Source organism: Nitrospira sp. (assembly GCA_037045225.1).
Taxonomy (GTDB): domain Bacteria; phylum Nitrospirota; class Nitrospiria; order Nitrospirales; family Nitrospiraceae; genus Nitrospira_A.
Map to the genome: position 1 here is coordinate 1 of JBAOHZ010000005.1, position 26,018 is coordinate 26,018.

29 protein-coding genes are annotated in these 26,018 nt (G+C 59.7%); 1 reads left to right on the forward strand and 28 read right to left on the reverse strand.

Going from position 1 to position 26,018, the window contains the following annotated elements; genetic code table 11:
- From V9G17_00410 to V9G17_00480, 15 genes are all read right to left on the reverse strand, one after another.
- Window positions 1–1,299 (reverse strand): c-type cytochrome (locus tag V9G17_00410; protein ID MEI2751035.1); only part of this gene is annotated, 1,299 nt, incomplete at its 3' end.
- A 38-nt stretch (window positions 1,300–1,337) separates the two neighbouring features.
- The gene (locus V9G17_00415; protein ID MEI2751036.1) at window positions 1,338–1,973 is read right to left on the reverse strand and encodes a c-type cytochrome; all 636 of its coding nucleotides are present in this window, start codon (window positions 1,971–1,973) and stop codon (window positions 1,338–1,340) included.
- Window positions 1,970–3,139, reverse strand: a complete 1,170-nt coding sequence (locus V9G17_00420) for a sulfite oxidase (protein ID MEI2751037.1) — start codon at window positions 3,137–3,139, stop codon at window positions 1,970–1,972. Before V9G17_00420 ends, V9G17_00415 begins: the two co-directional genes overlap by 4 nt.
- Before the next feature lie 9 nt (window positions 3,140–3,148).
- A complete protein-coding gene (locus tag V9G17_00425) occupies window positions 3,149–3,565 on the reverse strand; it encodes an OsmC family protein (protein ID MEI2751038.1) in 417 nt (138 codons plus the stop codon).
- A gap of 98 nt (window positions 3,566–3,663) precedes the next feature.
- Entirely contained in the window at window positions 3,664–4,509 is an 846-nt protein-coding gene (locus tag V9G17_00430) for a c-type cytochrome (protein ID MEI2751039.1), read from the reverse strand.
- A gap of 390 nt (window positions 4,510–4,899) precedes the next feature.
- Window positions 4,900–5,460: a c-type cytochrome gene (locus tag V9G17_00435; protein MEI2751040.1), complete on the reverse strand. Its 561-nt coding sequence runs from the start codon at window positions 5,458–5,460 to the stop codon at window positions 4,900–4,902.
- A complete protein-coding gene (soxC, locus tag V9G17_00440) occupies window positions 5,453–6,727 on the reverse strand; it encodes a sulfite dehydrogenase (GenBank protein ID MEI2751041.1) in 1,275 nt (424 codons plus the stop codon). The genes V9G17_00435 and soxC overlap by 8 nt, the downstream gene beginning before the upstream one ends.
- 122 nt (window positions 6,728–6,849) lie before the next feature.
- Complete coding sequence (locus V9G17_00445; protein ID MEI2751042.1) at window positions 6,850–7,431, reverse strand: DUF3365 domain-containing protein; 582 nt, start codon at window positions 7,429–7,431, stop codon at window positions 6,850–6,852.
- Between the two features lie 188 nt (window positions 7,432–7,619).
- Window positions 7,620–7,970 (reverse strand): cytochrome c, encoded by a 351-nt coding sequence (locus V9G17_00450; GenBank protein MEI2751043.1) that lies wholly within the window; start codon window positions 7,968–7,970, stop codon window positions 7,620–7,622.
- 50 nt (window positions 7,971–8,020) lie between these two features.
- The gene (locus tag V9G17_00455; protein ID MEI2751044.1) at window positions 8,021–9,346 is read right to left on the reverse strand and encodes a cytochrome b N-terminal domain-containing protein; all 1,326 of its coding nucleotides are present in this window, start codon (window positions 9,344–9,346) and stop codon (window positions 8,021–8,023) included.
- Between the two features lie 18 nt (window positions 9,347–9,364).
- Window positions 9,365–9,916 carry a ubiquinol-cytochrome c reductase iron-sulfur subunit gene (locus tag V9G17_00460; GenBank protein ID MEI2751045.1) on the reverse strand — a complete coding sequence of 184 codons (552 nt, stop codon included), beginning with the start codon at window positions 9,914–9,916 and terminating at the stop codon, window positions 9,365–9,367.
- Between the two features lie 101 nt (window positions 9,917–10,017).
- Window positions 10,018–10,461 carry a CBS domain-containing protein gene (locus V9G17_00465; protein ID MEI2751046.1) on the reverse strand — a complete coding sequence of 148 codons (444 nt, stop codon included), beginning with the start codon at window positions 10,459–10,461 and terminating at the stop codon, window positions 10,018–10,020.
- Between the two features lie 114 nt (window positions 10,462–10,575).
- Window positions 10,576–10,797, reverse strand: coding sequence for a DUF2892 domain-containing protein (locus tag V9G17_00470; protein MEI2751047.1), 222 nt, complete (start codon window positions 10,795–10,797; stop codon window positions 10,576–10,578).
- Between the two features lie 271 nt (window positions 10,798–11,068).
- Entirely contained in the window at window positions 11,069–11,539 is a 471-nt protein-coding gene (locus tag V9G17_00475) for a hypothetical protein (protein MEI2751048.1), read from the reverse strand.
- Between the two features lie 21 nt (window positions 11,540–11,560).
- Complete coding sequence (locus V9G17_00480; protein ID MEI2751049.1) at window positions 11,561–11,929, reverse strand: cytochrome c; 369 nt, start codon at window positions 11,927–11,929, stop codon at window positions 11,561–11,563.
- A 726-nt stretch (window positions 11,930–12,655) separates the two neighbouring features.
- Between V9G17_00480 and V9G17_00485 the strand changes: the two genes are divergently transcribed.
- Entirely contained in the window at window positions 12,656–13,138 is a 483-nt protein-coding gene (locus V9G17_00485) for a YbaK/EbsC family protein (protein ID MEI2751050.1), read from the forward strand.
- A gap of 149 nt (window positions 13,139–13,287) precedes the next feature.
- Here V9G17_00485 and V9G17_00490 read toward each other — a convergent pair whose 3' ends face one another.
- The 13 genes from V9G17_00490 to V9G17_00550 form a co-directional block, all read right to left on the reverse strand.
- A complete protein-coding gene (locus V9G17_00490) occupies window positions 13,288–13,722 on the reverse strand; it encodes an OsmC family protein (protein MEI2751051.1) in 435 nt (144 codons plus the stop codon).
- 326 nt (window positions 13,723–14,048) lie between these two features.
- A complete protein-coding gene (gene rnk / locus V9G17_00495; protein ID MEI2751052.1) occupies window positions 14,049–14,465 on the reverse strand; it encodes a nucleoside diphosphate kinase regulator in 417 nt (138 codons plus the stop codon).
- Window positions 14,462–15,436, reverse strand: coding sequence for a universal stress protein (locus tag V9G17_00500; protein MEI2751053.1), 975 nt, complete (start codon window positions 15,434–15,436; stop codon window positions 14,462–14,464). Before V9G17_00500 ends, rnk begins: the two co-directional genes overlap by 4 nt.
- A 401-nt stretch (window positions 15,437–15,837) precedes the next feature.
- Window positions 15,838–16,719, reverse strand: coding sequence for a sugar phosphate nucleotidyltransferase (locus tag V9G17_00505; GenBank protein MEI2751054.1), 882 nt, complete (start codon window positions 16,717–16,719; stop codon window positions 15,838–15,840).
- 506 nt (window positions 16,720–17,225) lie between these two features.
- Window positions 17,226–17,774: a hypothetical protein gene (locus V9G17_00510; GenBank protein MEI2751055.1), complete on the reverse strand. Its 549-nt coding sequence runs from the start codon at window positions 17,772–17,774 to the stop codon at window positions 17,226–17,228.
- Window positions 17,775–17,947: 173 nt separating this feature from the next.
- Window positions 17,948–18,424 carry a hypothetical protein gene (locus V9G17_00515; protein ID MEI2751056.1) on the reverse strand — a complete coding sequence of 159 codons (477 nt, stop codon included), beginning with the start codon at window positions 18,422–18,424 and terminating at the stop codon, window positions 17,948–17,950.
- Between the two features lie 61 nt (window positions 18,425–18,485).
- On the reverse strand, window positions 18,486–19,136 hold the full coding sequence (locus tag V9G17_00520; GenBank protein ID MEI2751057.1) for an ABC-type transport auxiliary lipoprotein family protein: 651 nt from the start codon (window positions 19,134–19,136) through the stop codon (window positions 18,486–18,488).
- Between the two features lie 7 nt (window positions 19,137–19,143).
- A complete protein-coding gene (locus tag V9G17_00525) occupies window positions 19,144–20,106 on the reverse strand; it encodes an MlaD family protein (protein ID MEI2751058.1) in 963 nt (320 codons plus the stop codon).
- A gap of 10 nt (window positions 20,107–20,116) precedes the next feature.
- Window positions 20,117–20,944 carry an ATP-binding cassette domain-containing protein gene (locus V9G17_00530; GenBank protein MEI2751059.1) on the reverse strand — a complete coding sequence of 276 codons (828 nt, stop codon included), beginning with the start codon at window positions 20,942–20,944 and terminating at the stop codon, window positions 20,117–20,119.
- 150 nt (window positions 20,945–21,094) lie between these two features.
- Window positions 21,095–22,234: an MlaE family lipid ABC transporter permease subunit gene (locus V9G17_00535; GenBank protein ID MEI2751060.1), complete on the reverse strand. Its 1,140-nt coding sequence runs from the start codon at window positions 22,232–22,234 to the stop codon at window positions 21,095–21,097.
- Window positions 22,235–22,254: 20 nt separating this feature from the next.
- The gene (locus V9G17_00540) at window positions 22,255–23,409 is read right to left on the reverse strand and encodes a hypothetical protein (protein MEI2751061.1); all 1,155 of its coding nucleotides are present in this window, start codon (window positions 23,407–23,409) and stop codon (window positions 22,255–22,257) included.
- Between the two features lie 51 nt (window positions 23,410–23,460).
- Complete coding sequence (locus V9G17_00545; GenBank protein MEI2751062.1) at window positions 23,461–23,886, reverse strand: DUF2231 domain-containing protein; 426 nt, start codon at window positions 23,884–23,886, stop codon at window positions 23,461–23,463.
- Window positions 23,887–24,201: 315 nt separating this feature from the next.
- The gene (locus tag V9G17_00550) at window positions 24,202–25,893 is read right to left on the reverse strand and encodes a glycosyltransferase family 39 protein (GenBank protein ID MEI2751063.1); all 1,692 of its coding nucleotides are present in this window, start codon (window positions 25,891–25,893) and stop codon (window positions 24,202–24,204) included.
- Window positions 25,894–26,018: the final 125 nt, after the last annotated feature.

Genomic DNA, 26,018 nt, shown 5'->3' on the forward strand with positions numbered 1-26,018 from the left:
TTGCCCGTCCGGAAGATCTTTCATCATCGAGCCGCACGTAAAGTTTCGCGGCGGAGGAATCAATGCCGCCCCCATGAAGCCCTGCCCATTGCCCTTCTCTCCATGACACATCGCACAGGCCACCGGCTGGGCCGTCTGAAGAAACAGCGTTTTCCCTGCCTGGATAGCCGCGTCCGAATGTGGCAACGGATTGGTTTTGGAGAGGAAATCAGCCGGCGCCTTCGCCGTTTTCCTCGGCTGCGGGCACACGCCGGTCGGGCCTTCGCCGCTTCCCGCCGCCTGCGCCACCTCTGCTCCGCCCTTGAAGGTGGCTCGTAAATAGGCCATCACGTCCGCCACGCCCTGTTGCCCGAAAGTCAGATTCCAGTAGGACATATTCGGCGATTTTCCCATCGCCGCACCGCCATGATTGATCACATTGTAGAGGTAATCGGTCGGCACCTTGTCGAAGGGGATGTTCGCATGGATCGCCGGCTTCGGCTCCAGACCGGATGCAGCGGGCCCATCGCCCTTTCCAGTCGCACCGTGACATTGCGAACAATACTCCTTGTACAACACCTTCCCCCGATCCGCACTCGCCATCCCGAACTCCGGAGCCGTCCAAGGCTCGTAATATTTGAAGTCCTTCACTCCCTGCACCATGAGGAACCCGATGACGGCCCGAAGCTGCGGTTCCGTCGCATCGGCCAGAAATTCTCCGCTGTGAGGAGTAAAGTCCTGCGGATTCTGCCCGAACCGGAAGAGCCAGTCCTTGTCATACCGCTGACCGGCTGCCACCAGCGAGGCGCTCTGCGGTCCGCCGATGAGTTTACCATTCTCCTCGATCAGGTGACAGCCAAGACACGCGTGGGCCTTATAAGCCATACCGCCGAACGTGGCATCGAACTTACTGACCTTCGAGAGATCAAAGGCGCCGACCTTCACCCGAGGATCCTTGTTGTGCTGCTCAAAATACTCGGCGAGACCCTGCGCTTCTTCCTCGCTGACCACCGGGTGTCGCGTCGGCCCCTCAGACAAATCCCATCGATACCCTTTGGGGTACAGCGGAGCCTCTTTCCCTGTCAGGTATCGAAGCAGCCACGTGCGCTGATACTTGCTCCCGGCCCAGATCAGATCAGGGGCCTTTAACTTGAAGCGCGAATCCTCTTTCCCTTCGAGGCGGTGACATCCGGCGCAGTTATTCTGAATCAGCTCTTTGACACGAGTCTGATCACTGCCCAACAAAAGTCTGGGGAACGACAACAACCCCACCACAAACACCAAGGCACATCCGATCAGCACCGTCCGTCTTCCACCCATGAGGCACTCCTTTCGTATGCGACTGTGGATTCGCCGGCTTATCGTGTGACAAGCCAAGCATGAATATCCGCGATCTCCTGGTGATTCAACACTGCGCCCCAGGCCGGCATAGGACCACGACCATGGAGTACCGTTTCCCAAAATGCTCCTTCGTTCTTCAAGATCGTATTACGCGCCAGTTTCGGTCCCGCACCGCCGACCGCGCCTTCGCCATGGCAGGCTTGGCAATTATGTGCAAACAGCCTCGCCCCTCTCGCCGCCACACCGGTCAATGGACCATCAGTCGTGGCACTTTGCGCACGAGACGGTTCCATGGTCGCCAACTCGTGCTCAAAGGACGGCAACTGGTCCGGCGCGCCGGGGTGATTTCGCCCAGCGAGATATCGCACCAGCAATGCCGCATCGTCCGGGGAAAGGTCGGCGCCCCAATGCACCATCTTCTCCACCGTGACCGTCCAGCGATCCTGCGGCAACCGTTGCTGAGCGATCAGGTCGGTGGTATGGCACACCGCGCAGCGGGCGAGGATCAACGTGGCCGCTTGGCGTGCCAGGGCAGGGTCGACGGTAGCGCGCTCCTCTTCCTGGGCAGGTGCGACGGCAAACGCGCCAAGCATAACCAGCAGCACAATGAGTGCAGAGAACGCAAAGCCGGAGGACGTTGGTACCAGTCTCATGCCGCCACCGTGACGGTCAAGCGATCCCACCCATTCCAGAGAAATCCGCCCGGATTCCACGGACTCGTCACCGGTTGCTCCTCTCCTTGCGCATCCCTGGCGCGGCAGAGAATGGCGGTAGGCCCCAGGGCGCGAGCCTGCCACACGAATTGCCATTGCCGCCAGGCGTAGGGCTGCTCCTCTCCCAGCAGGCGTGCCGTCTCCCAGGTACGGCCGTCGTCGCAGGACACCTCGACGTTGGCCACCGCCGCCTCACCGGCCCATGCGACTCCCCGGATCGTCACCGGACCGGGCCTCACCGTCTCGCCCTCCGCCGGTGCGGCGATGAGCGATTTCACGAGCATTCGTTCCACGGGCACCATCGCACTTCCCGGCAGCCCGGATGACAGCCGAACGGCCGTTTCCGGAATGCGATAGGCTTGCTGCATGTAATAACCAGGCGTTTCATCCGCTCGAACCGTAATCTCGGTCAGCCACTTCATGCAGGATTCCGCCATCCAACCGGGAGTGATCACTCGCAACGGCGCACCATGCAGCAACGGCAGCGGCCGCCCATTCATTTCATACGCCAAGAGCGTGTCGGGATGAAGCGCCTTGGCCAGGGGAATACTTCGTGTAAACAGCGGCACCGTGGCCAGCACCGGTCGATCCGCCCCTTGCAACTGCACGTGCAGTCCTTGAAGTTTCACTCCGGCTCGCTGCAACACATCACGCAGACGTACCCCGGTCCATTGTGCGTTGCCGACCGCGCCGCGTTCCCACTGGACTCCCGGCACTTTGGGACGATGGTGTGCACGCCCGTTCCCGCTGCATTGGAGCACGGCCGTCAGGGTGGCGGCTTCAAATTGCTGGAGGTCTTTCAGGCTGAGCGTCAGCTCTTCTTTGACCAGTCCTTTGACCGTCAGTCGCCAGGCGTCGGGCTGTATCGACTCGGCGGAAGGAGGGCCGAAATGACTGCGCACAAAAAACCGTTCGTTCGGTGTCAACCAGGAGGCAAATTCCCGGACAGGCGTTTCCGCATCGAAGGGCCGCGTGACCCGCACCGTGAGGGGACCGGACGCCTCGCCCGACCCGACTTCAACCGCCTGGCCCTTACCACCCAGAACCAACGCAGCCCCAGCCCCTTGCAATAATGTGCGTAACAACGCGCGACGGGAAAGCTTCATAGGTAACCCTTACGTCGACGTCTCCACATGACTGTGTGGGTTCAGGTCAATGGCGATATTGATCGGCAGGGCGAGGGATTGATGCACGGTGCAGCCGTGCGCCACCTTCAGCAGCCGGTCTCTCAGCTCCGGTGTCACTCGATGGGGCAGGCGAATAGCCAGCATGATCTGCCCGACTCGATGCGGCGATTCCGCCATCGCCCATTCGGCCTCCACCTTCAGCCCTTCGCGTGAAATATCGTGCCGCGCACAGAACTGGCCGACAAAATACCCGACGCAACTGGCGACGGAGCCGACAAACAATTCCACGGGACTCATCCCGGCATCGCCTCCCCCATCCTCAACCGGCTGATCCGTCACAATCCTGTGCCGGTCGCTGAGGATGTCATAGCGCGTGCCCCCCTGGTACGCCACGCTCAGTTTCATCTCGTCCTCCTCCGCTCGTATCGCACACGCCACCTCTCGGTATTCTTTGCCAATACGGATGCGTCACGAGATACGCATTCCAGGCGCGTTTCGCGCGTCTAATAGGGCACATCCGCCGGTTTTTCCCCCTTCGGCGAATCATGGCCCTTCTCCTGAAAGTCCGGACGCGGTTGGGAGTTCACATACGCCGCCACATCATAGGCATCCTGATCAGACAGGGCCCACCCCCTGGTCCGCGGCATGTTTGATTTGATGAAGGAGGCGGCCACCGGCACTCGCGCCATTTCCGCCCCGACCGTATAGGACTGTGGTCCCCACAAAGGCGGCGCCGCCATCGTGCCCTGCCCATCAGCCCCGTGACAAAACGCGCAACGGGCAGTGAAGACTTTGCCCCCGTTGACCCCATCCGGCGGCTTGGGGGATTGAATCCTCGAGATACCGCGCCAGGCCATCCGGCTGCCGGGCGGGACATCCTTCGATAACCACTCGATATAGGCCACGATCGCTTGGAGCTTGTGACTCTCTTGCGGGATCGGCTTGCCGTTCAGGTTGCGCTCAAAACATTCATTGATACGGTCGGCCAACGTCACCACGCGACCGGTCCGGGCACGATATTCCGGATAGGCCCGCGCGAGACCGACATAGGAGGACGAATTGGGATCGAGCCCCGCGTCCAAATGACAATTGGCGCAGGTAAGTCGATTCCCTACGTAGGGGGCGGCGAATTCCTGCGTACGGACGACGAGCTCATACCCCAGCCGGATCTGCTCCCCGCGCTGCCCGCCGGGGATGGAATCGGGCGAGGGGTGGCTGAAGAGGGCCTCCAACCCGTCAGGCCCAGCGTGATTCACCGCAGACTGTGCGCCGCTTCGGGTGTCCTTCGATTCGACGCAACCTGCGATGACTCCGACGATCACCATGGCACTCAACAATATGACTCTCATACTCAGATGGTCACGCAAACTACATACCACACCGACATCAAATCGTCGAAAAGAATTGGCTTTTGGACTGCATGACAGAAGCGTGTAGGCCTCTACACTTGGCGAGAAAGGCTACAGTCCACTCGGCTCTCTGCGGCATCGTGCTACAGCGAACGCTGCAGACAGATCCTCCTAGAACTGTAGGATTAGGGCCAGATTGAGTGGAAAGGATTCAGAATATTAAACGTATGCTTCTGAGGCGCCATCAGCCTTGGACGACGAGCAGCCAGGGGACCCGAGACCGGCGTCGCGCGCGGATGACATCGCTCTCAGGCGCCCCGGTCCGAATGTACCGAATCACGTCCCGCTCCGCGCTTGCCGTCGACAAAGGCGCAGACGGCGCACAAGGGTTTAGTTCTGCCGGACATCGGGCCGGGGGTCCTGAACAAAACCATTGCGGTTCGGCATACGGATTTCCGGGAGGGCCCGCGCATCCACCACAAACTCTTCGGCAATAATTCCATTCTGATACAGCAGCCAGGCCACCACCGAGTACACCTCGTCCGGCAAGAGGCTTTGCGGCGCGGACAAGGGCATGGCGCGATGCACATAGTCGTACAACGTCGTGGCATAGGGCCAATAACTGCCGATGGTTTTCACCGGCTTCGGGTCGCGCAACGTGCCGATGCCTCCGACCAGGCGGTCCATCGGGCCTTCCTGACCGGTCGGCCCATGACAGGAGGCACACTGAGCGGCAAAGATCGCCGCCCCCTGCTTGGCGGTGCCACGACCACTCGGTAACCCCTCCCCCGTCGGCGCAATATCGATGTTCCACGGCTGAATGTCCCGGTCCGTAGCGGCCCGACCCCACTCAGGGGCATGGGTCGATTCGCTGCGATCCGCCGCGTCACTGTTCCAGATCCCTTGCGCACTCAGAATGGTCAGCACCCCCGCGATCAAGACGTTACGCATGGACATTGGTCACCTGCCCGTCCGCCGCAATCTGCCAACTCTGAATCGCATTGTAGTGGTAGACAGAGTTCACTCCGCGCACCGCAATTAATTCCATCCGGCTGGGTTGCCGATAGCCGGTTTCATCACGACAGCGACTCTGCACAATCGCCTCGTGGCCGTTCCATCTCCATGGTAAACGGAATCGGGTATGGCATTTCGGAAGGATCGGGTCTTGCAGAACCGCCTCCTGCCAGGAGCGGCCCCCATCGGTACTCACCTCCACCTGCGCGACACGGCCTCGACCGCTCCAGGCCAACCCGCTGATCTCGATCGATCCGGGGTGTATTCGCTGCCCGCCGGACGGTGACGTGATCACCGATTTCGCCTCCATGACCATCGTGAATTGTCGCGCCGTGCCATCCGGCATCAGATCCGTATATTGCGACGTTTCTTCGCGAGTCATGAAGGGCGCGGTGCCAAGCTTGAGCCGTCTGAGCCATTTGATGCAGGTATTCCCTTCCCAGCCGGGCACAAGCAAACGTAAGGGATAGCCCTGTTCAGGGCGGAGCGGTTCTCCATTTTGCGCATAACAAAGCAGCGCTTCCTCCAGGAGCGGCGCCAGTGGAAGACTACGAGTCATGGCCGCCGCATCGCCGCCTTCAGCCAAGACCCAGGACGCGTCGGGGTTGACCCCAAGTGCTCCGAGCACGGTCTTCAAGGCCACGCCCGTCCATTCACTGGTACTCGTCAGGCCATGGGTTTGTTGCACCGTCTGTCCGGTCGGTGCCCGCCATTCGATCGCGGAATTGCCCGAACATTCGATAAATGCCAGCCGTGAGACGGAAGGGAATCGCTGTAATTCGTCGAGCGTGAAGACCCATGGCCGTTCTACCAACCCATGAATCATAAGCCGGTGGGCCGTCGGATGAATGACCGGTACCCCGTTGTGATGCCGTTCGAAATGCAAGGCTGATGGGGTGAGCATGCCGTGCGACGCTTGCAGGGGCGTCAAAGACGCCCACCACGAACGCGGGACGCGGACAGCCTGCTCAAACGGTGAGCGTTGCCCATAGGCCGTGGGAGCGGCCCCGGGCACTCGAGTGGCATCATCCGGCACAGCCGGAACGACCACCTCGGCGGATTGCGCAGCCGTCCGCATCATCATCGCGCCGACCATCCCGACGGTACCGGCAAGAAGACTCCGGCGATTGATCGACAGCGTCTCGTGCGTCTCGGCTGGGGCAGGAGGGTTGTTCGGCTTGTTCGGTTGTCCAGACTTCGCCATGGATGTCTCCTTGAACCGGTGGCGAACAATCAATCCGTCGCAATGTTCACTCGACATGGTCCGCCGCCGCGGAGGTCGCCAATCCGCCACGACACACAGATCCTTACGATGACGCCCGACGGTCACTCCGGCATCGGAATCGAGATCAGCACCGCGCCGAGCACATCCCGAAGTTTATAATCCCGCTTCGGGCTACGGGCATCGGCGTTGTGACAACTCACGCAGACAGACGAGACCGCCAAATCCGCATACACGGCCTGGAAGTATCGCGCACCTCCCTCCGTGACCGGGCCCTTATACGGCTGGTCGGGATGTGCCATGACCGCCTCCAGCGCCTTGCGCTCGAAGTCGCTGCGAGGCCCGTTTTGTTTGCTGATCGGATTCAGACTGATCAATCGATATCGTACGGAACTTCCCGTCAACGTGGCCAGGCTCGATGCTTCTTGAAAGAATTGGACCGGAAGCGGAAGGGCACTGATTTCACGCCATTTCTCCGACGCTTCGATCACACCTCTCCGCTGCATCCGCTCTACGACGTGGACGGTATAAAACGTCCGGTCTGCCTCCAGCACCGAATGGAGATAGTCCACCACAGCTTCCAGCGGGACGCTGCCCGCCGATGGCGCCTCGGCCGACACGGTCCCCCACATTCCGAACAAAGCCAGCGCAACCCCCACTCCGGCGAGCCCCTTCTTGATCGACATGATAGCCCTCCTTCGAGACGGCCTCTCCGGCCCGGAGACCTATACAGGATGAAATCTGCCGACTTCCCCTCCGCCCCTCGTTCGAAACAGGGAGAACTCCTTCTTGAGGATCGGATTCGAGGCTCGCGGGTCGCCCCTTCAAGCCACCGGTGGATGCCGATCCTCGACAGAATTCCCCTCATCGAGCCTCACGATTGAAGGGAGCGGATATACGCGATCAAGTCGGCCAGCTGAGCCTCTTCGAACGCACCCGCATACCCGACCATGGCCGTACCGGGCCGCCCCTCCAGGATAATCTTGCGCAGTTGTACATCGGTCTTCGCTTGAGCCGCCTTGGCAGTGAGATTGGCGGGCGGGGGAGTCAGATACGCCGCCATGTCGCTGTCGCCCTTGCCCGTCGGTCCGTGGCAGTTCTGACAACTCTCGAGATATAACTTCTGACCTGCCTGAGGATTCCCCTTTTCGGATGCGGCCAGGCTGATTGGAATCCCCCCCAGCACGATCAGCATCGTGAGGCTCACCTTCACTATTGTTTGCATAATGCTTCTCCCTATTCGGATGTCCAGGAACAGACGCATCGACTCACGCCTTACGTGGCGCGCTTCAAACTCAACATGTAACTGGTCAGGTCATTGAGCTGTTGATCCGTGAGCGGGAACTTCGGCATGAACGATCCCGGCGACACGGACTGCGGATCGCGAAAATGCTTCAGATGCCAGGCTCGGTCCGGTCTCGTGTCCCCGATCGTGGACAGGTCCGGAGCGACGGCACCCCCTTCTCCATGAATGCGATGACAGCCGACACAACCCAACTGAGCATAGATCGCTCGACCTTGTACGACGGCGGGATCGGTCCTCGGCACGGCATAGAGGTTCTTCATCGAGATACCCAGGAGACCGAACACGACCAGCAGAAATAACAGTCCGCTACCCAGAGCAACCGGTCGCCGAATGGGATTGCGCACGGAATTGCGATCGATGAACGGCCAACACAACATGATCAGGATTACGCAGAGAGGCAGGACCCAGGTCGCAAGCGGCTCCAGCGGTCCATGCACGTATTTCAGGAGTTCATAATAGAAGAGGAAGTACCATTCTGGTACCGGCACGAAGCTCGTATCGGACGGATTGGCTTTATCCGTCAGAGGCAAGGGAATGCTGAACGCCAGCGCGGCGACGATAAGAAACACCGCAGCAATCACAACTGCATCCATGTAGACCTGGCGCGGCGCGAAGGTCTCACTGCCGAGCGACGCCCGATCGTCTGTCCACGGTCCGGCCGGCCCGACTCGCCGCAGCACGAACAGATGCAGGGCGATCCCGCCGATCAGAATCGCCGGAAGGAATAACACGTGAATCGCGAAGAACCGTGAGAGCGTCAACGCGCCCAGGATTTCACCCCCGCGCAGGACACGCGACACAAAATCGCCGATGAGCGGAACGGTACCCGCCATATTGATGCCGATCTGCGTCGCCCAATAGGCGGTTTGATCCCACGGCAATAAGTAGCCGGTAAACGCAAAGGTCATGACGACGAGGAACAGCACCACCCCGACCATCCACATCACTTCGCGTGGCGTTTTATAGGCGCCGTAGAGAAACGTCTGAAGCATGTGGAGCCCGATCGCCACTACCATCGTCGACGCGCCCCAATGGTGAAGTCCTCGCACAAACCAGCCAAACGTGATCTCGGTTTCAATGAATCTGATGCTGTCGTAGGCGTGGTCGGGCGTCGGCGCGTAATACAGCGCGAGGAACATGCCGGTGGCGGCTTGGAGGACGAACAGAAACAACGTCACGGAGCCGAACACGTAAATCCAGCTGGCGCCACCGGGAATCGGCTCATCGAGCAAGGTGCGCTGAACCGGTTTCAGGTTCAAACGACGGTCGAGCCAATCATACAGCCGTGACGACATAGTCCTCGTGGGGGTGGGCTACAACTCCACACTCTGTGGAAGGCCGGATTTGAAGTCTTGATACATCACGAGGAGCCGGCCACCCTCCACCTTTGCGGGCAGCCTATCCAACGGACGCGGGGCGGGACCGCCCAGCACGTGACCGTTCACGTCAAACGAACTGCCGTGGCAAGGGCACAGAAACTTTTTTTCCGTCTCGTCCCAGCGATACCCGCATCCCAAATGTGTGCAGATCGGCGAAAACACCGTCACATCACCTTGCGGTTGCTTCACCGCCCACACCGCTTTGTGCGACGTGGCTTCCAGCCAGCCGTCGCGAACGGTCGTGACATGGTCCAATTGTGCGGGACGCCCGACAGGCAAGGCATCGACAGGACCGACATCCACCCACGCCCGTCGGCGTCGCGTGAACGCCGGTGAAATCAGTGAACCGAGCAGCGGAATAGCCAATCCCACGCCAACCACCGCGGCGGCGGCCACCGTCACCCAGTGAAAAAATGTCCGCCGCGACCCGACCGGTGTGGAAAACCCCGCCCCTTCACCCTCTTGCAATTCGTCCGGATCACTCACGTTCGCACTCCATCGTCTCGCTTGCGCCCGGAGCGAAAGGAGGGGAGCGGCCCTGCGGCTCCCCTCCCCTCCTCCGAAATCCAAACTGTGCAATCGGGCTCTTAGGACGCCGGGTTCTCGATATCCAGCCCTAACCCGACCCAGGCCCGAAGCAAATCATGGCGCGTCAAGGTATATTGAATAATCCCATCCTTCTCGACGGGAAGATTGAGCAACCGCTTGTCTTCCATGAGCTGCACGGCGTCATCGATCGATGTCTCGGCCGTGACCGTGATTCGATTCGTGACCATGACCGCTTCCACCGTCAGCTGATTTAAGTCCTTGCCCGACTGGAGCGCTTTCAATAAATCGAACTCACTGATAAACCCGACATACTGACCGGCATCGTCGACCACAGGCGCACCTGGCGTGTGGGTCGTCAACAGATCCACAGCAACCCCCAGCGCATTTTGGTTTCGACGAACCCGCATCGTGTTGGTCCCTACGATCTGCCCAACCGCCTTAAAACCACCCACAGGAACACCTGGTCTTGCTATCGTCGTCATCGTTCGCTCCCCCTCCGATACTCCAGTGACGGAATTGTCACCGGCCCCACTTCCATACGCTGCCCTGTCCACTCCGCAGCCCAAACGTCCTCTCGCAATATCGCTCGTACCGGATTAGGATTTCTTTCCCGACCTCTCCATCGAACAGGTATTGATCCCCAACAGCGTCCATACCGGACAGAAGCCCAATGCGCCTGTGACCAGCGCAATCGTTCCCATCGTCAGCGCAATTCCCGTACCGACCGGCGGAAGGCCTGCAAAGGCGCCGATGCCGATCAACAACACTCCGAGCACAATCCGGACCGGTCGTTCAATCCCGCCTACATTGCATGACATAATCTGCCCCCCCTCCCTGAGACGACGCTACCAGCTTCCAGCCATGAGCGTCCTGATTCAAAAAGTGTCGGCTCATCGTTCACTCGATGGGTATGAGTCACCACATGGGGAAAGGATTCATCTTTTTCTCATTTTTTTCTCAATCCGCTCATCGCTCGCCTAGTGGGTATAAGTCATCGCATCGGAAATGGATTCAATTTATTCTCAACTGGTTGCTCTCGATTCTCCGATGCCCCCCTCCTGCCGACACCTGCAGACTGATCGCGGACCGCTACCTGACTATCGCAAACCGATACATGTCGTGACAAGCGGTGCATCGCGCCGTCATACTGGACAGACGATTGAGGATTTGAAGGGAGGTCTCACCCTGCGCGATGCCATCCGCCAGCCGATCCATATCCTTGTGAATCGACATGCCCATTTGCTTAAATGTCAGCGGCAGTTTCAACATCACAGCGGGGTTCACATCGGCCGCCATTGCCATGCCAGCCGAGCGGGCTGTGGATTCAGCGGCCTTGAGGTTTTGATCTGGACTCCCTAACACCGTCACCACGCCATGCACCGTCTTGAGTAATTGTCGCATCTCTGCCAGGATCAGATCCCGCTCCGCCTGCGCCAGGACAATTTCCGTACGCCCATCGGTCCCAGGCCTCGTATGCCCTTGAACAAATAACGCCACCACCACACCCATCGTAACGATCCACAACGCCGCCGTTCCCAAACCGATCACACGCCAGTTCATCAGATCATCCTTTCTATTTGATTACGGGAGCGTGCGGATCGCGCTACTCCCAAGCACCCGTACGTAGGCCGTGACGTCACGAATCTCTTCGTCGGAAAGAACAAACTTCCAGGCCCCCATGGCGGTGTCTTTCCGTCCGTCGTGAATAGCCTTCATGAGGGCGGCATCCAACTTCTCCTGTGTCGCAGGAGCACTGAGATCGGCGACCGGCGGGCTGAATTTCATATGCGCGTCGCCCTTTCCCTCGACCCCGTGGCAGCGGATACATAGATTGGTGTAGAGCACCTTCCCTTTCGCCGCATTCCCCCCGGCGGCAAACGAACCACTGCCGACCGCCGCCACGAGGAACATCGACAGGAGAACCGGACCAGCGAGTCTGGCGTTCATCATTTTCTCCTTGGCAAACAACGGCCGTGCACCTGTTGCAGCCTCCACATCAAGCCATACGAGTGCGATCCTCGTGCCAGTTGGACGACAAGGGGCCACGGAGGAACCTGCAGTGAGAACCACCGATTCACGAAAAAAGCGAACGCATAGCCGAAAGTCGTGGAGAGAATCACCCCACCCCCCCGATCCCGGCTGGTGCAAGATGCCCCAATCTAGCAGGCGTCGGAACAGGCCGCCAGCGACGTGCCTCCCATGAAGCATGCGTCATGAGGCGTCTCTCGCGAACATCCCGCAGCCGGTTCTGCAACGCGTGACGAACGAGAAAGACGGCTCTTTGCGCATCCTGCGGGCGACGCTGACGCCGACACGGCACCTGAGTTGATCGCGACCTTTTGTGCACACACCGAGCATTTCCGCAGCCTGCCGGAGCGCGAGGTGATGGTGGATTCGAGGATCACGCGATGTGCGGACGTAACGTCCTACTCGCGATCTGAATGTCCGCTGGGAGCGACACAGAATCTGTCAAGAGGTAAAAAGCCGCGCTGGTCGGCCATTAGAACCGAAACGGTCCGAGGAGGGTGTTATGCTTCCGCCTTCTACTCACGCACTACGCGACGGGTTGTAACCTGGTGAGGGGTGAATCATAAGCGTCGCTTGAACCGACGACCATATCCGGGACTCACGACATACAACTTCCCACTGGCGGTCCGCCAAGAAAGGGGTGCGTCGATGGCCATCTCAGAGGTTCTCAAAGCGTATCTCGATCACGAACATGTTCACTATGATGTGTTGCCTCACCCGGAAGCGTTTCGCGCCGCGCTCGTCGCACAGACACTTCGTACCCCGATGAAGGAAATCGCCAAAGTGGTGGTGGTCAAGGCGGATACCCGTTTCGTGATGACAGTCCTGCCGGCCAGTTGGAACGTGAATCTCCCCCGACTCCGCGATCTCTTGATGTCCCAGCATGTACGGCTCGCGACCGAGGATGAGATCAAAAACCTATTCCCCGATTGCGAGTTGGGTGCGATGCCTCCCTTCGGAAATCTGTATGGGCTTCATGTCTATGTGGATCAATCACTGACGGAGGACGAGGAAATCACCTTTCAGGCCGGCACCCATTCCGACGCCATTCGCATGCGCTATTGGGACTTCGCGGCCCTCGTGTTCCCGGTGGTGACGGAATTTCACCAGATGTCCTCAGAGGTCGCGTGATCATGTAGTGCCTGGCATCGACCGTAATGCGCGGTTTGTTTTCCCGCCTTCCTCCTCGGGCGCTGTCACACGGCGCAGGGTACCGAAGTCGGAATGAGCGAGCTGTGGCCCGGACCCGTTCCAGACAATCCGCTCATCGCGCGTCGCTCCTAATTGATGGTCGCTTCCAAACTCACACGCGTTTTCATCGAGTTGGAGATCAGGCAGTTGGCTTCCGCCTTTTCAATGAGCTCCTTCGCTTTTGCGGCATCGCTCCCTGACTGCAGCGCGATGTGTGGGCGTAACGTAATCACCGTGACCTGAAACTTTCCGTCCACGAGTTCCAGACGCCCCTCCGCCTCGCACTGATAGGACGTGAACGCCAACCCGGCCCGTTCGGCGACGGCCAGAAATGTGGTCATCAGGCAAATATTGGCCGCCGCCACATACAAGTCTTCCGGCGACCAGATGCCGTCATGCCCCTTGAACTCCGGAGGGGTCGCGACCTGGATATCCGGCTTTCCCTCACACGTGATCGTGCCCTTTTTCTGTCCTGTCCACTTCACCGCCGTTCGATACGTATAGACCTTGCTGCGAACTTCCATCGCTCCCTCCGGATTAGCTTGTGGATTGTGAGTCAGTGACCGACGATGAGACGTGCCCTTCAGCGAAACCAGCGGAACACGAGAGGACTCCCGGGACCAGACCTCACGCGAAGACGCTGAAGCCGGTCTCACCCTTGAAGCAACCATTCACCTCGGCCATGTGACGGCGACGCCTTGCGCGCCTCACGTTACCATAAACCGATCGGACGAACCGGACAAGGCCATCCAGAACATCAAGGGCTTCGCTCGCCACACCTAAACCGGACGTCACCCAACGTGATCGCAACAGCGAATGAGTGATCCGGATATCTTCGGCACCACCTACCCTAGAGATGGTAATCGCCTGCGGCTTCGGGTTGGTACAGGATCTCACTGATACGCACAGTTCGCACCCCGGCCGGCACGGGCCAATCCACTGTCTCGCCCGCCCGCACCCCCAACAGGGCCGTCCCGATCGGCGCAAGGATGGAGAGCTTCTTCTCCGGGATGCTGGCATCGGAAGGAAACACCAACGTATAGACAGTCTCCGTACCTGTATCGACGTCTTGTATCCGGACTTGTGAGTTCATCGTCACCACATCCTTGGGAATGGCGGATGGATCGACGACATGGGCACGATCGAGCTCATGTTCTAACGTATCCAAGTGATCCCGGTCTCGCGCCCCAACACGGAGGCGAGCCTTCAGGACATCTCTGAGACGAGTCACATCGAATTCCGTAATATAGATATCGCGCTGTTTCATAGTTCTACTCCCTTACTGTCGGTCTCTCTCATCGCTGACGGCAACACCCGACGGTGTCCCTCTGCGAATGTGTGCGTTTTCACCGTCACAATCGGACAGGTCGCCCGGCGCAACACCGCCTGCGCCACGCTTCCAAACTGCGCTTCGGACACCTCGCGGCGACCATGCGTCCCCATGACGATGAGATCCGAGTGACGCCGCAACGCGCAGGCCAGAATCGCATCGGACGGCAGGCCGCCTGAAATTTCAAGGTCCGTCGGCAGCCCAAACGATGTGATGACGTCTCTGAGGTCCATCAGTTGCCTGTTCCAATAGTCACGCTTGCGCGTTTCCTCTTCAATCAAGCCAAGTCCGCAATCCAAGTCGTAGCCCACCGGCTCCAACACATGCATCAACGTCAACGCGGCACCAAGCCCCTTGGCCAGATGAATGGCATATTCGACAGCATCCAACGAAGGGCTCGAAAAATCCAGTGGGGCGAGGATATGCCGGATCAATCGTCCGCTTGCCGATGATGTCCCACCTGTTCCTTCACGCTGCCCCGGTACAGCAAACACCGGACATGGCCCTTCCTTCACAAGCCATTCCGTCGTACTGCCGATGAGCCCGTGCAGCAAGTTGGTTTGTCCCTGAAGCCCAAGAACGAGCAGCTCCACCCCCGTATCCTTGGCGGCGAGACAAATATGCTCGGTCGGATTCCCTAGCACCAATCGAGCCTTCGCAGCCACACCATCTCGCGCCAAGTCATCACGTACCTGGTCCAGCTGCCGCGCAGCCTGTGCTCTCGCCTGCGCAGTCGCAGCGAACATCTCCGCCTCTGCACTCGACCAGTGAGGCCCCTCGATCACATGGATGACATCCAGCGTGGCATTCCACATCGTCGCGAGATACCTCGCATACTCCTGCGCCCATCCCGCGTCATCCGAAAAGTCGGTCGCAAAGAGAATCCGTGTCACCAGCGGAGTAGTCATGGTAGCTCCTGTGCAACGGTTGGGCGACTCCCTCCTACACGGATGACTGAACCATCACGTCGCGCAGCAGGCAATGGCCTCAGTGGATGTTGGTGATAGGAAATACCGGCGGTGAACAGCTGATACCGTCTGAATGCAGCAAGACCGGTGCCATCCGCTCTCAGACTCGTGCATACGGTAAACCGGTGAATAGTCTCCTTACCCGGGAAGCGGACAAAACCCCTGCACCGCCCTCTCTGTTGCCATTTGCCTCAGCATGTCATCTTGCGGTGAGGCAATATCCCCTCCGTAACGATGCGTTCATGTTCCCTTACCGGATGGTGCGCAATTCTCAAGCCCAATCCTTTTCCGCACGCCCTCGGCCAATGCTCGAAATACGTGTAGAACGATGCTCCGCTGCCTCAGCACTCAGAGGCCGGGCGACCGACGTGGAACGTGAGGCCCCGCATTTCCATTACCGCCGTATCGCCTGGCACATGCGCCAGGAGATCCCGGGAAAAATTCAGGGTCGGCATGCGTTCATAAATCGCGCGCAGCACTTCCGGCTCCTTGGGTGTATTAATCGCGTCACCAAGCCGTTCGAAGTGGGCCATCATGTCCGGCAGTACCCGCCGGCCAAGACTCCAGATGGTCTCCACATTCCCCGCCATCAGGGACGTGTTCCACAAGGCGCCGGAGAGATAGGCCAACTGCGCCAACGCCGGCTCCGGTTTCTCCACAAACCTTGCGACAGCCCGGATCGGACGAGTGATGAAATGGGCCAGATCGCCGCCTGGCTTAATCCACCCAGAATCCGTCTCCGGCCCGGTAGGGCGTGCCGCGAGCAACAGCAGACGTGTAGGCACCTTCTCCGCAGCCCGGATGGCAAAGATGACTTCTCCGAGAAACCGTTCCTCGGGAAAGACAAAATGATCGGAGGAAGAGATCACGACCCTCCCATGAGGATCACGCGCCCGGATGTAGGTCAACGGCAGAAAAATTCCTGGCGCCGTGTCTACGTCGCGTGGCTGCACCAAGACCATCCCGGGGTCCCGCGCGCCGATCTCCGCCCAGGCCCCACGGTGTCCTCGGCTGACGACCACCAGCGTGCGCGCCGGATGCGTGAATCGCATCGTGCGATCGAGCGTATGCTGGAACAGCGATTGAGGGCCCACGAATCGACTGTATTGTTGGGGAGCCGCCCGACCCAACCACCGCCAGATTGTCGGCCGCATCCGAACGCGCTCGTCCCCCGCCAGCACGATGGACCAGCGCCGTCCACCCGATTCCGGTCGTCCCTGCATGATGAGTTCCTTCCGAGGCAACACGACCCGATGGCCCTCAGGCGTTCCGCACCCATGCCTCGCCCAGCTTGCGTCACATCGACATCAGCCTGACGGTCGAAAGTGCGGCTCCCTAGTCGGAATGATCCAGAAGGGATAGGCCCCGGAAGACGACGATTCCTAACGCGGTAATGACCAACAACACCAGCAGCGTGACCGGTGCAATGGTTTGTACAGCCTTCATCTCAGACACCGTCGCTCAATCGATCCGTGGCCAAATCGTCCTGTATGCCTCCTATCATAACGGCAATGTAGGCCGGCAATATGAAAAGATGACGAAGGATAGATGAAGAAATGTTCCGACCGGATCACTTGTGGAGAAAAGGGAGATGGTACGGCCACGATTGCGGCCGGCTGAATGACGGGCGCAAGCCGGATCGGTTAGGAAGAGATGCTCGAACAGCGCATGAGTGGTCGGACAACTTGCTGAGCACAAGCCCTCCATTCCTTGGTGTGTGATCGATCGGCTATCCGAATGTCACCAGGCTCGACCGCACCACCTGCGTCAGCCCCCACAGCAGAAACAGTCCATACACCGTACCGAAGAACCAGGGAAAACTGATCGCTCGATGTGCCCACCATTGACGATGTTGCCGAAACGCCCAGGACGGCTCGAACAGGCGCGGTTCATTCGTCTCATCCACAATCGTTTCACGATGCTCGCGCAATCGATAGAGACTGCTCACCGGCTTCCGGTCCCGCCACTCCGGCATCGTTTCGATCCCTCGCAATTGCCACTCCCACAAGGCATTTTGTCCGGAGAACCGGCCGAGCACGATCGCCATCTGCGCGCTCATGAGGATCCCGATCATGCTCAACAACACGATGACAATCGTAAAAGGAAGCGCGAGCGATTCTCGCGACACGAGGAGCCCGATCACCGCAACAACGATTGAATTAGCGGTCAAGTAATCCGACAACATGGTGTGATAGTCCCGGACGCCGGAGGTCCAGAGCGTCAGCAGGTGATTGTAGTCGGACTGCATGGAGTCTTGATTCATGAAATTACGCGCCATGGGCGGACGGCTCCACGAATCGATACGCCGTATTCAGCGTGCAGTCCCCATCCAGATTGGCCTATATCGCTCCGCAGCGTCGCCCTTTCCCGCCTTTCGGTCACTGCATCTTCACGTCCCTTGTGTATCAATCGTCCTCATGAATCCGTCTCCAACCGTCTACCGCTACACTGCTACCCGAATGTCGTGCGCACCCATCCACCGAGATAGTGCGTGATCGCCACCACGCAGAGTCCGATCACCACATGCTCCCCGATCACCTTCCAGGGCGGCACTCGTTGCGCGCGCGCCAGCGCATAACTGAGCACCGCCAACAGCGACAACCCCCAGATGAGACTCGCCGTCACAGCCAGATCTAACGGCACGAACAACACGGGAACGGCAAAGGTCGCGGCAATCACGAACTTCGCCACGAAGGTCGCCAGCGTCGACTCCCAAATCTCATTCGTATTCCCATGGTTCTTGGATTCTTCGGCGACGTGGATCCCCAACGCATCGGACATGGCGTCAGCCACCGCAATGGTGAGCAGCCCGCCCAGGACCACGGACTTCGAGTGGGTGCCTGCATGCAGCCCCACCATCAACCCCAGGGTCGTAATCACACCGGACGTGAGCCCGAAGCTGAACCCGATCTTCAGCGATGTGCGCATACTCCATGCCTTGTCGACGTAGCCTGTCGATCGACAGAGTGCGGCCCCTCGATGTGGACGCTCAACAGGACTCCTTCCCCGCACCTTGCAGACAGGATGAGAGCCAGTCGTTCAACGATTCAAGCACCCGGGTCACCGCACGATTGGCCGCCAGCACACCGCCATAGGCATCCTCACTCGGAGCCGGCTCGAACGATTCTAGACTCCTAACACCCAGGATCCGCTGTTCCTTCGTCTCCGTCAGTTGGGCGCGTAACCGTACCCTGGTGCCGCTTGCGCGCTGCAGGAACTCCTGCTGCAACACCAGTCCGGAAATATCCAGCCGGTAATCCCCCCGGACCGCAGTCGGCATCGGTACCACCACACGCCAGAAGTTCGTCCGCTCCAGCGACTGAAGGAGCACCGGGGCCACCATGCGAGCCGGGGTATCAACCCACACATTCGTGGCGTAATAGCTCACTTCATACGGTCGCTGGAGGTAGGCCATACGCGGCTGTTCGAATCCCGCCTCCGCCTGCGGCGCCCCCACGACCAGGACGCCATGGATGCCCGGCGGCTTCGCGCGAGGGTTCGTCCTCAACACAGACTCGTCCACTGCCAGCACAAACGTATGAACCGGATTGTCGGCTGATCGCGGCACGACACAAGCCGTCAGCACACAGGCCCCTAGCAGGACGCCAACCCATTGCAGAACGCGCCGGTTTACCCCCATTGCTTCCTCACTCGCCGGGCCCCTTCGTTTGGGAGGATCGGCCAAGAACCAGGACATTCGGTTGTCGTTCGACTTGTTGCGCCACGCGATTCAACGTGGCCGTCAGTTGCCGGAGCTCCGTGACGAGCGACCCGGCGTCGGCCAGCGTCTGCCGAGAAAACTGTTCGATACCGGGCCGACTGGCGCCGACCATCTCTCCCACCGAGCGGCTGGTCCGAGACAAATCCTCCGTCATCTGCTGTAATCCGGCTGCACTTCTGCTCAGACGATCCACCAATGTCGGAAGCTGCTTGCCGAGTTGCTCCGTCACACGCACCGACTGGTCGGCCGCCTGCACTGCCTGCTGAACTCCGCGGTCAATCTGGCCGCTGCGTTCCGCCAGCACCTTTGTGACCGCCGACAGATCTTTCAGGATCTGCTTCAGAACCTTGCGATTGTCTTCATCCAGCGTAGAAGACGCATTGTGGGCCAGTCCGTTCAGATTGGCCACGAGAGTCGACAGGCCTTGCTCCGACAAGAGGTTCGCCAGCGTCCCATCCAGTCGACCGAGTAACGAGGGCACGCTCGTGATGACCGGATAGGCCTGCCCGGAGACCGGCGTCAAGGGAGGCGATTCTCGGCCCCCACCGGTCAAATTGAGCGTCACTAATCCCGTGAGTCCCTGCGTCACCAACACGGCCTGGGTATCGATCTTAATGGGGGTCCCGCCGACGATGTCCAACGTCACCCGGACCTCTTCCGCATTCTCAGGATTCAGGATCACTTCCTTCACCCGCCCGACATCCACGCCACGATACTTTACCGTCGAATCCACACTGAGTCCGGCGACGGACTCGCGGGTATAGACGTAATACCGATCATAGATTCCACGATAGTCGGTTTTCCCCAGCCACAAAATCGCACCGAGGATGGTCAGACCCAACAGTACGACGAACGCGCCGACCAAGGCATAGTTGACCTTCGGCTCCATGCGATACCTCTCAGTCCCGTTGCGACGCCGTCCCGGCATGAGTCAGGCTGGCCGCGCGCCCGCGGGGCCCGTGGAAATAACTCCGCACCACCGGCTCCTCGGAGCGTGCCAACTCTTCCATGGTCCCTACCCCCATCACCTGCCCATCTCCCAACACCGCGACGCGAGTGGCAATGCGCCACAAGGAATCCAGATCGTGGGTCACCATCACCACGGTCAACCCCAACAACCGTTTTAGATTCAACACCAGATCGTCGAATCCGGCGGCAATCATCGGATCGAGACCGGCCGTCGGTTCATCGAGAAACAATAGCTCCGGATCCATGACGATCGCACGGGCCAGCGCCGCGCGTCGCCTCATACCACCGCTGAGCTCACTCGGAAATTTGATCGCGCTGTCCGGCGGCAATCCAACCAGGGCAATCTTGAGCGCCACGATATCCCGAATGACGTCCGCGCTCAACGACGTATGCTCGCGAAGCGGTACCGCCACGTTTTCGGCCAGGGTCATGGAACTGAAGAGGGCGCCATGCTGAAACATCACGCCGAACCGTCGATACAGCGCACGACCGTTCGACTGGGTCAACTCACGGCTGTCTGTGCCCAAGAGGCGAATCGTCCCTGTCGTCGGAGTCAATAACCCGATGATCTCCCGCAACAGCGTCGATTTCCCGCACCCATTGCCGCCCGCGATGGCGAATACCTCTCCACGCAGAACGGTGAGACTCACATCTCGATGCACCATCGCCTGGCCGAACTGCGTCGAGACATGGCAGACCTCGATCACGGAAACGCCAACCTGCTCTGCTGTTGCGAGCGTCGGAGGCAACTCATGCATACGCGGCCTCAAACCTTCAGCTCCACGGGATGTTCACAATGGTTTCCTACGAGGCCGCAGCAAGCAAAGAGCCGAGGCGTACTCTTGTGGTACGCTGAGGCTCTGCGCGACGCGAGAACGAAGCTGGGAGCCATTTTCAACATCCTGTAGCTACAGGTTCCACCAGTTGAGCAAGATGCTACAGATCGCATCGAAGATAATGACGAGAAACGTGCTTTGCACCACGCTGATCGTCGTGTGCCGCCCCACATCGTCCACCCCGCCGCGGATCTGGAACCCCTGATAACATCCGACCAGCGCGATGATGACCGCAAAGAAAGGCGCCTTGCCGAGACCAATCAGCAAATGCCGCAAGGCCACGGCTTCGTCGAAGCGCGAAAGAAAGGCCGTGAAACTCACGTTGAGTTGATTCGACGCAATCAACATACCGCCAAAAACACCCAACACATCGGCATACGCCGTCAGAAGCGGCAGCGCCACGACCAGCGCCAGGACCCGTGGCAATACCAACAGCTCGATCGGCGACAGGCCGAATGTTTGCAGCGCATCCAGCTCCTCGGTCACTTTCATCGTGCCGATCTGCGCCGCATAGGCCGACCCCGACCGCCCGGCGATCAGAATCGCCGCAATCAGCGGGGCGATTTCTCGCAGCAGCGAGATGCCCACCAGGTCCACGATGAAAATGTTCGTCCCGAACTTCCGAAGCTGCTCGGCACCCTGGTACGCAATCACCACGCCGATGAGAAACGTCAGCAGTCCGGTAATCGGCAACGCATTGACCCCATCCAGCCGGAGACTATTCAGGCAACTGCGCCAACGCATCCGACGAGGCGCCGCCACCAAATGAACCAGCGCGGTCGTACTCTCTCCGAGAAACTGCAGCCCCTGAATCATCCGCGCAAGATGAGTGCTGATCGCCGTCTTGAGCCGCTCGCCCCCGTTCGGTCGCGGAGCGACCTCGGCGACGATCGCCTCCCAATTGGACGACACCAGGCTCATCAGCTGCGCATAGTCCGACCGGAGGCCTTCGATCGAGACTTCGCACCCCCGGCGTTTGGCCTCCATCAGGGCGCGAAACAACACGACCGCCCCACCGGTATCGAGCGCCTCGATGCCGCTCGCGTCAAAGACCAGCGCGCTTCGAGCGGGCCAGGCCATTCCTTTGAGCGCACGTTCGACCGGCGCCACATCGGACATGGTCCAGGCGCCTCGACAGCGGAGGGTCCGTCCCTCCACCAGCGTCACGCCAGCCGGATGGATGTGGTTCGCTATGGATCGATCGCCGTTCATCCGATGCTTCGCAGCACGCCTTACACTTGATTGTGTTCCCGCAAGGACCCGACAAGCTCCTTCTTGCTAATCAACAACGCGCCCAGCCCGAACAGTACTGTCGACAGCGTCACCAATCCGCCGATCACCGGAAGAAGCGACAGCCCTGAATAGAGGACCAGCCCCGCCACGAAGGGCCAGGCGAGCGACGACGAGTCGTCCTGCCGGCGAATCAGCATTTGCCCCACATAGGTCATCGCATACACTCTCGCCAGATAGACGGTCGCACCGTACAACGCGAGCAGGAACAGGCCGATCGGCAGCGCGAACAAGGTGACGACGAAACTCAACGCGACCACGGGCGTGGCAACCAGCGCGACCGTGCCCCAACCAAGGGACGGGGCCGGACGCTCGCGGATCGTCGCGGTGACCCGCCGGGCAAACATCGGATAGACCCGCAAGAGTACCAACCCCAGGATCAACGTCGAGACAAAGCTGGTGAACGCAGCCATGAGCCAGATGCCGACGATCCCCTTGCGCGCCCGTTCGATACTCCAGCCTTCGGGTAACGGCCGTTGCGTCATCTCACCGCGAACGGTCGCCTCTTCATCGATAGAGGGGGCCGCTTCCCCCCAGTACCGCAGCCTGCCTCCGACCATGGCCTTCGAGGTGAGACGTACCGACCCCGCCGCCACAACCAAATCGCGCTCAATCTGGTTCGAGACCGTCGCGGTCCAGGCCCCGACCCTTGCGTCTCGACCGACAGATCCGGCAAGTTGCACATGACCGCCGCCGGCGAGGAGGTTCTCCCGCACCTTCGCCGTCTCGCTCACATGTACATCCGCGCCGCCAAGGGTGGCATTCCTCCCGATCGTTCCACTCACGGTCACCTGCGCACCTACGACCCTGGCATCCTGGGCCACGGTGCCGGACAGGATCACTTTGGCCCCTGCCACGATCACATCTCCGTTGACCACTCCATCCACAAGCACCTCACCACCGGCGGCATACAGGTCACCGTTGATGATGCCGGAAATTTCCACATGCGGACCGAAGGCAAAATAATCCCCCTGCACGACCTGCCCGGCGCGTAAAACGGCCCGCTCCTTCCATGGCGCGCGAGGCGCCGGTTCATCGGCCTGGACAACAGCCGGCAGCATGCACAGGATCAACAACATTACCCTACGTGTCGTCATGTGGATGGCCTCCTGAATGCTCACAGCATGAACCCAACTCGGGACCCGCCTTCATCGTGGCAGAACACCTGCGCCGAATCGATAGACCAGATCTCCGCCGAAATAACTCGCAATCAACAGGAGCAGCCCGCCGCTCAGGCCGATCACCAGCGCCAGCTTCGGCTGCTCCCGTATCCAACCCATGGAGGATGCCACACGCAACCCGAGCAGACCGAGAAAGACCCAGAATACCGAGCCCCCGAGCTCCTCGTGAATTTCGATGGCCTCTTTCGGAATCCCGATGCGTTCAGCCGCCTCTTCGGCAAAATGTCCGGTGATCACCGCGACTCCGGCCGCCAGGATCCCGAGCACCAGCAGAGAGAAACTAGTGTCTCGAAACTGCTGGCTCCGCCATCGAAACGCCAAGACATCAAACAGAATGCTCGCCAACAACAACGCGATTGGAAAATGGACGACCATCGGATGGATTGGATGCATGCCTTCTCCTTCCTTCAACCGGGTGACTCAACGCAGTCTTTTTCAGTATCGCCACGCACAGAGGCCTCCTCATGATCGGCGCCTTCCGGATCAGAAGTGCAAGGATGGAGCCCTACTCCTTGCAGGCGCAACGGCAGCTGAAAGCTTACAGCAAGACCGGAGAGGAAAAGAAGAGAACCTGACAAGGCGAGTCAGAATCGGGGAGGACTGCTACAGAGAGACTCCTCGCCCCTGTGGCAGAATGCACCAGAGGCGAGGGATCAGAACAAAACACCGCATCTACTTCGCATGCAACCAGCGAGTCGCTCCTTCAGCTCACAGCACCCGGGCGGAGGTCTGCTCCTGCACGGAGAGCAGGAACAAATGCTTGCGACCAGGTTGCCGAAACTCCTGCAGTCTTCCCACGACCAGCCCCGCGTTCGCCTGTAGCGCAGCGGCATGTTGTTCTTCAGTCACCACCCGGATAGCCCCATGTTTGCGCACGGCTTCCAGCACCGCATCCTGACTCGACAGATCCGGTACCACTGTGTCCCGCTTCAGGTAATACAGCGCATCTTCATTCTTCGGCCATCCGGGGATATACATGAACAGGATGGGCTGCGTTCCCAGCGCCAGGGCTTTGATTTCCTCCACGGCCTTCCGGGGCGACGCGGCCTGATCGATCGCGGGAAACACGTAGTTCACCACCAGCACTACATAGGCAACCGCCAGCGCTCCGACCACCGTGAGCGCCACGCGGACGCGTGATCTGACGACAGCATAGAGCAACAACCCAGCCAATGAGACAATCGTCGCAATGAACGTCGGCGACACCACGGCAGTAGACACCAGCCAGCGGCGGCGAAGCGGCGCGGCGCCGAAGAACATCCCGGCGGCAAAGGTCACCGCCAACACCGCCAGCAAAACTCTCAGGAGCGGAGCCATCGCGCCGGGCTCCTCGGCTGAGGAGAAGACCCGGTGATAGTAGTATCCGATCATCAAGCCGATACCGGGCACGACCGTCGTGAGATAGGGCTCACGTTTGAGCGTGGCCAGGCTGAAGGCTGTGAAGAGGCCCAACACCCAGACCAGCAAGAGCAACTCCGTGGGGTGAGAACGAAACGGCCGTTGCGCCCACAGCAACAGGAGCGCTGACGGAAGCACCGCACACCAGGGGAAAAAGTCGGCCCACATCATCCCCAGATACCAATAGAGAGGATGCCCGTCTGTCGCCGCGCCGGACGAGCGGCCCCACCCGGTATTCCACACAGACTGGATGGCACTACCGAGCTTGAAATGATGCTGATAACCGGGACCCAGCATCTGCGCATATCCCGCCATCATCGCGACGGCCAACGCCAAACCGGCCCAGAAATAGCCGTCCTTCAACATCCGCGTATCGCGCTGGATGGCGGCATAGAGCGCCATGACCAGCAATGGCAAGAAAAACCCATGCATCTCTTTCAACATTGACCCGAGGGCCATGCTCACGAAGGCCAGCAGATACCATCGCGAGCTTCGTCCCAGCAATTGCACCTGAATCCAGGCAAAGAGGGCGAGCGTGACCAGAAATGTGAGGGTCGAATCGAACAGCACACGACGGCCGTACCACAGAAAGACATGGCTGGTGGCAACGACGAGCGCCGCCCAAAATCCCGCCGTCGGCGACACCAGCCTGACCCCAAGCACATACGTCAGGACGATAGTTCCCGCGGCCGCCAGGGAGCCAGGCAACCGTAAGGCAATTTCGTGGTCGCCCCAAATCGACGTTGAAAGATTGAGCAGCCAAAAGAACAGCGGCGGCTTATTGAAATACGGCGTATCGTGATAGGTCAGGTCGAAAAATTCCCGGCGGCGTCCCATTTCTCCCGCAATACCGGCATAGAGACCTTCGCTACCTTCCAATAACGACAGATGGAGATTGGCAAAATAGGCCCAGCCTCCGACCAGCGCCAACACCAACATTTCAAGATGCTGACGACTGGCGAAACTCCACGGCTGCTCTTGCTCCACAACATCCTGGCTCATCACCCTTCCCACCGACATATCTCCCCGACCTCCCCTTCAAGTGAATGGATCTCCGTTACGATCCGTCCGACGCCGCACGTGACGCAGTATAAATTGTCATGCGCCTCTTATAAAGTGTGATGAGC

Excerpts from the sequence above, each read along its gene's own strand:
- V9G17_00415 (MEI2751036.1), bottom strand. The coding sequence starts at position 1,973 with ATGAGACTGGTACCAACGTCCTCCGGCTTTGCGTTCTCTGCACTCATT.
- V9G17_00420 (MEI2751037.1), bottom strand. The coding sequence starts at position 3,139 with ATGAAGCTTTCCCGTCGCGCGTTGTTACGCACATTATTGCAAGGGGCT.
- V9G17_00425 (MEI2751038.1), bottom strand. The coding sequence starts at position 3,565 with ATGAAACTGAGCGTGGCGTACCAGGGGGGCACGCGCTATGACATCCTC.
- V9G17_00430 (MEI2751039.1), bottom strand. The coding sequence starts at position 4,509 with ATGAGAGTCATATTGTTGAGTGCCATGGTGATCGTCGGAGTCATCGCA.
- V9G17_00435 (MEI2751040.1), bottom strand. The coding sequence starts at position 5,460 with ATGCGTAACGTCTTGATCGCGGGGGTGCTGACCATTCTGAGTGCGCAA.
- soxC (MEI2751041.1), bottom strand. The coding sequence starts at position 6,727 with ATGGCGAAGTCTGGACAACCGAACAAGCCGAACAACCCTCCTGCCCCA.
- V9G17_00445 (MEI2751042.1), bottom strand. The coding sequence starts at position 7,431 with ATGTCGATCAAGAAGGGGCTCGCCGGAGTGGGGGTTGCGCTGGCTTTG.
- V9G17_00450 (MEI2751043.1), bottom strand. The coding sequence starts at position 7,970 with ATGCAAACAATAGTGAAGGTGAGCCTCACGATGCTGATCGTGCTGGGG.
- V9G17_00455 (MEI2751044.1), bottom strand. The coding sequence starts at position 9,346 with ATGTCGTCACGGCTGTATGATTGGCTCGACCGTCGTTTGAACCTGAAA.
- V9G17_00465 (MEI2751046.1), bottom strand. The coding sequence starts at position 10,461 with ATGACGACGATAGCAAGACCAGGTGTTCCTGTGGGTGGTTTTAAGGCG.
- V9G17_00470 (MEI2751047.1), bottom strand. The coding sequence starts at position 10,797 with ATGTCATGCAATGTAGGCGGGATTGAACGACCGGTCCGGATTGTGCTC.
- V9G17_00475 (MEI2751048.1), bottom strand. The coding sequence starts at position 11,539 with ATGAACTGGCGTGTGATCGGTTTGGGAACGGCGGCGTTGTGGATCGTT.
- V9G17_00480 (MEI2751049.1), bottom strand. The coding sequence starts at position 11,929 with ATGATGAACGCCAGACTCGCTGGTCCGGTTCTCCTGTCGATGTTCCTC.
- V9G17_00485 (MEI2751050.1), top strand. The coding sequence starts at position 12,656 with ATGGCCATCTCAGAGGTTCTCAAAGCGTATCTCGATCACGAACATGTT.
- V9G17_00490 (MEI2751051.1), bottom strand. The coding sequence starts at position 13,722 with ATGGAAGTTCGCAGCAAGGTCTATACGTATCGAACGGCGGTGAAGTGG.
- rnk (MEI2751052.1), bottom strand. The coding sequence starts at position 14,465 with ATGAAACAGCGCGATATCTATATTACGGAATTCGATGTGACTCGTCTC.
- V9G17_00500 (MEI2751053.1), bottom strand. The coding sequence starts at position 15,436 with ATGACTACTCCGCTGGTGACACGGATTCTCTTTGCGACCGACTTTTCG.
- V9G17_00505 (MEI2751054.1), bottom strand. The coding sequence starts at position 16,719 with ATGCAGGGACGACCGGAATCGGGTGGACGGCGCTGGTCCATCGTGCTG.
- V9G17_00510 (MEI2751055.1), bottom strand. The coding sequence starts at position 17,774 with ATGGCGCGTAATTTCATGAATCAAGACTCCATGCAGTCCGACTACAAT.
- V9G17_00515 (MEI2751056.1), bottom strand. The coding sequence starts at position 18,424 with ATGCGCACATCGCTGAAGATCGGGTTCAGCTTCGGGCTCACGTCCGGT.
- V9G17_00520 (MEI2751057.1), bottom strand. The coding sequence starts at position 19,136 with ATGGGGGTAAACCGGCGCGTTCTGCAATGGGTTGGCGTCCTGCTAGGG.
- V9G17_00525 (MEI2751058.1), bottom strand. The coding sequence starts at position 20,106 with ATGGAGCCGAAGGTCAACTATGCCTTGGTCGGCGCGTTCGTCGTACTG.
- V9G17_00530 (MEI2751059.1), bottom strand. The coding sequence starts at position 20,944 with ATGCATGAGTTGCCTCCGACGCTCGCAACAGCAGAGCAGGTTGGCGTT.
- V9G17_00535 (MEI2751060.1), bottom strand. The coding sequence starts at position 22,234 with ATGAACGGCGATCGATCCATAGCGAACCACATCCATCCGGCTGGCGTG.
- V9G17_00540 (MEI2751061.1), bottom strand. The coding sequence starts at position 23,409 with ATGACGACACGTAGGGTAATGTTGTTGATCCTGTGCATGCTGCCGGCT.
- V9G17_00545 (MEI2751062.1), bottom strand. The coding sequence starts at position 23,886 with ATGCATCCAATCCATCCGATGGTCGTCCATTTTCCAATCGCGTTGTTG.
- V9G17_00550 (MEI2751063.1), bottom strand. The coding sequence starts at position 25,893 with ATGAGCCAGGATGTTGTGGAGCAAGAGCAGCCGTGGAGTTTCGCCAGT.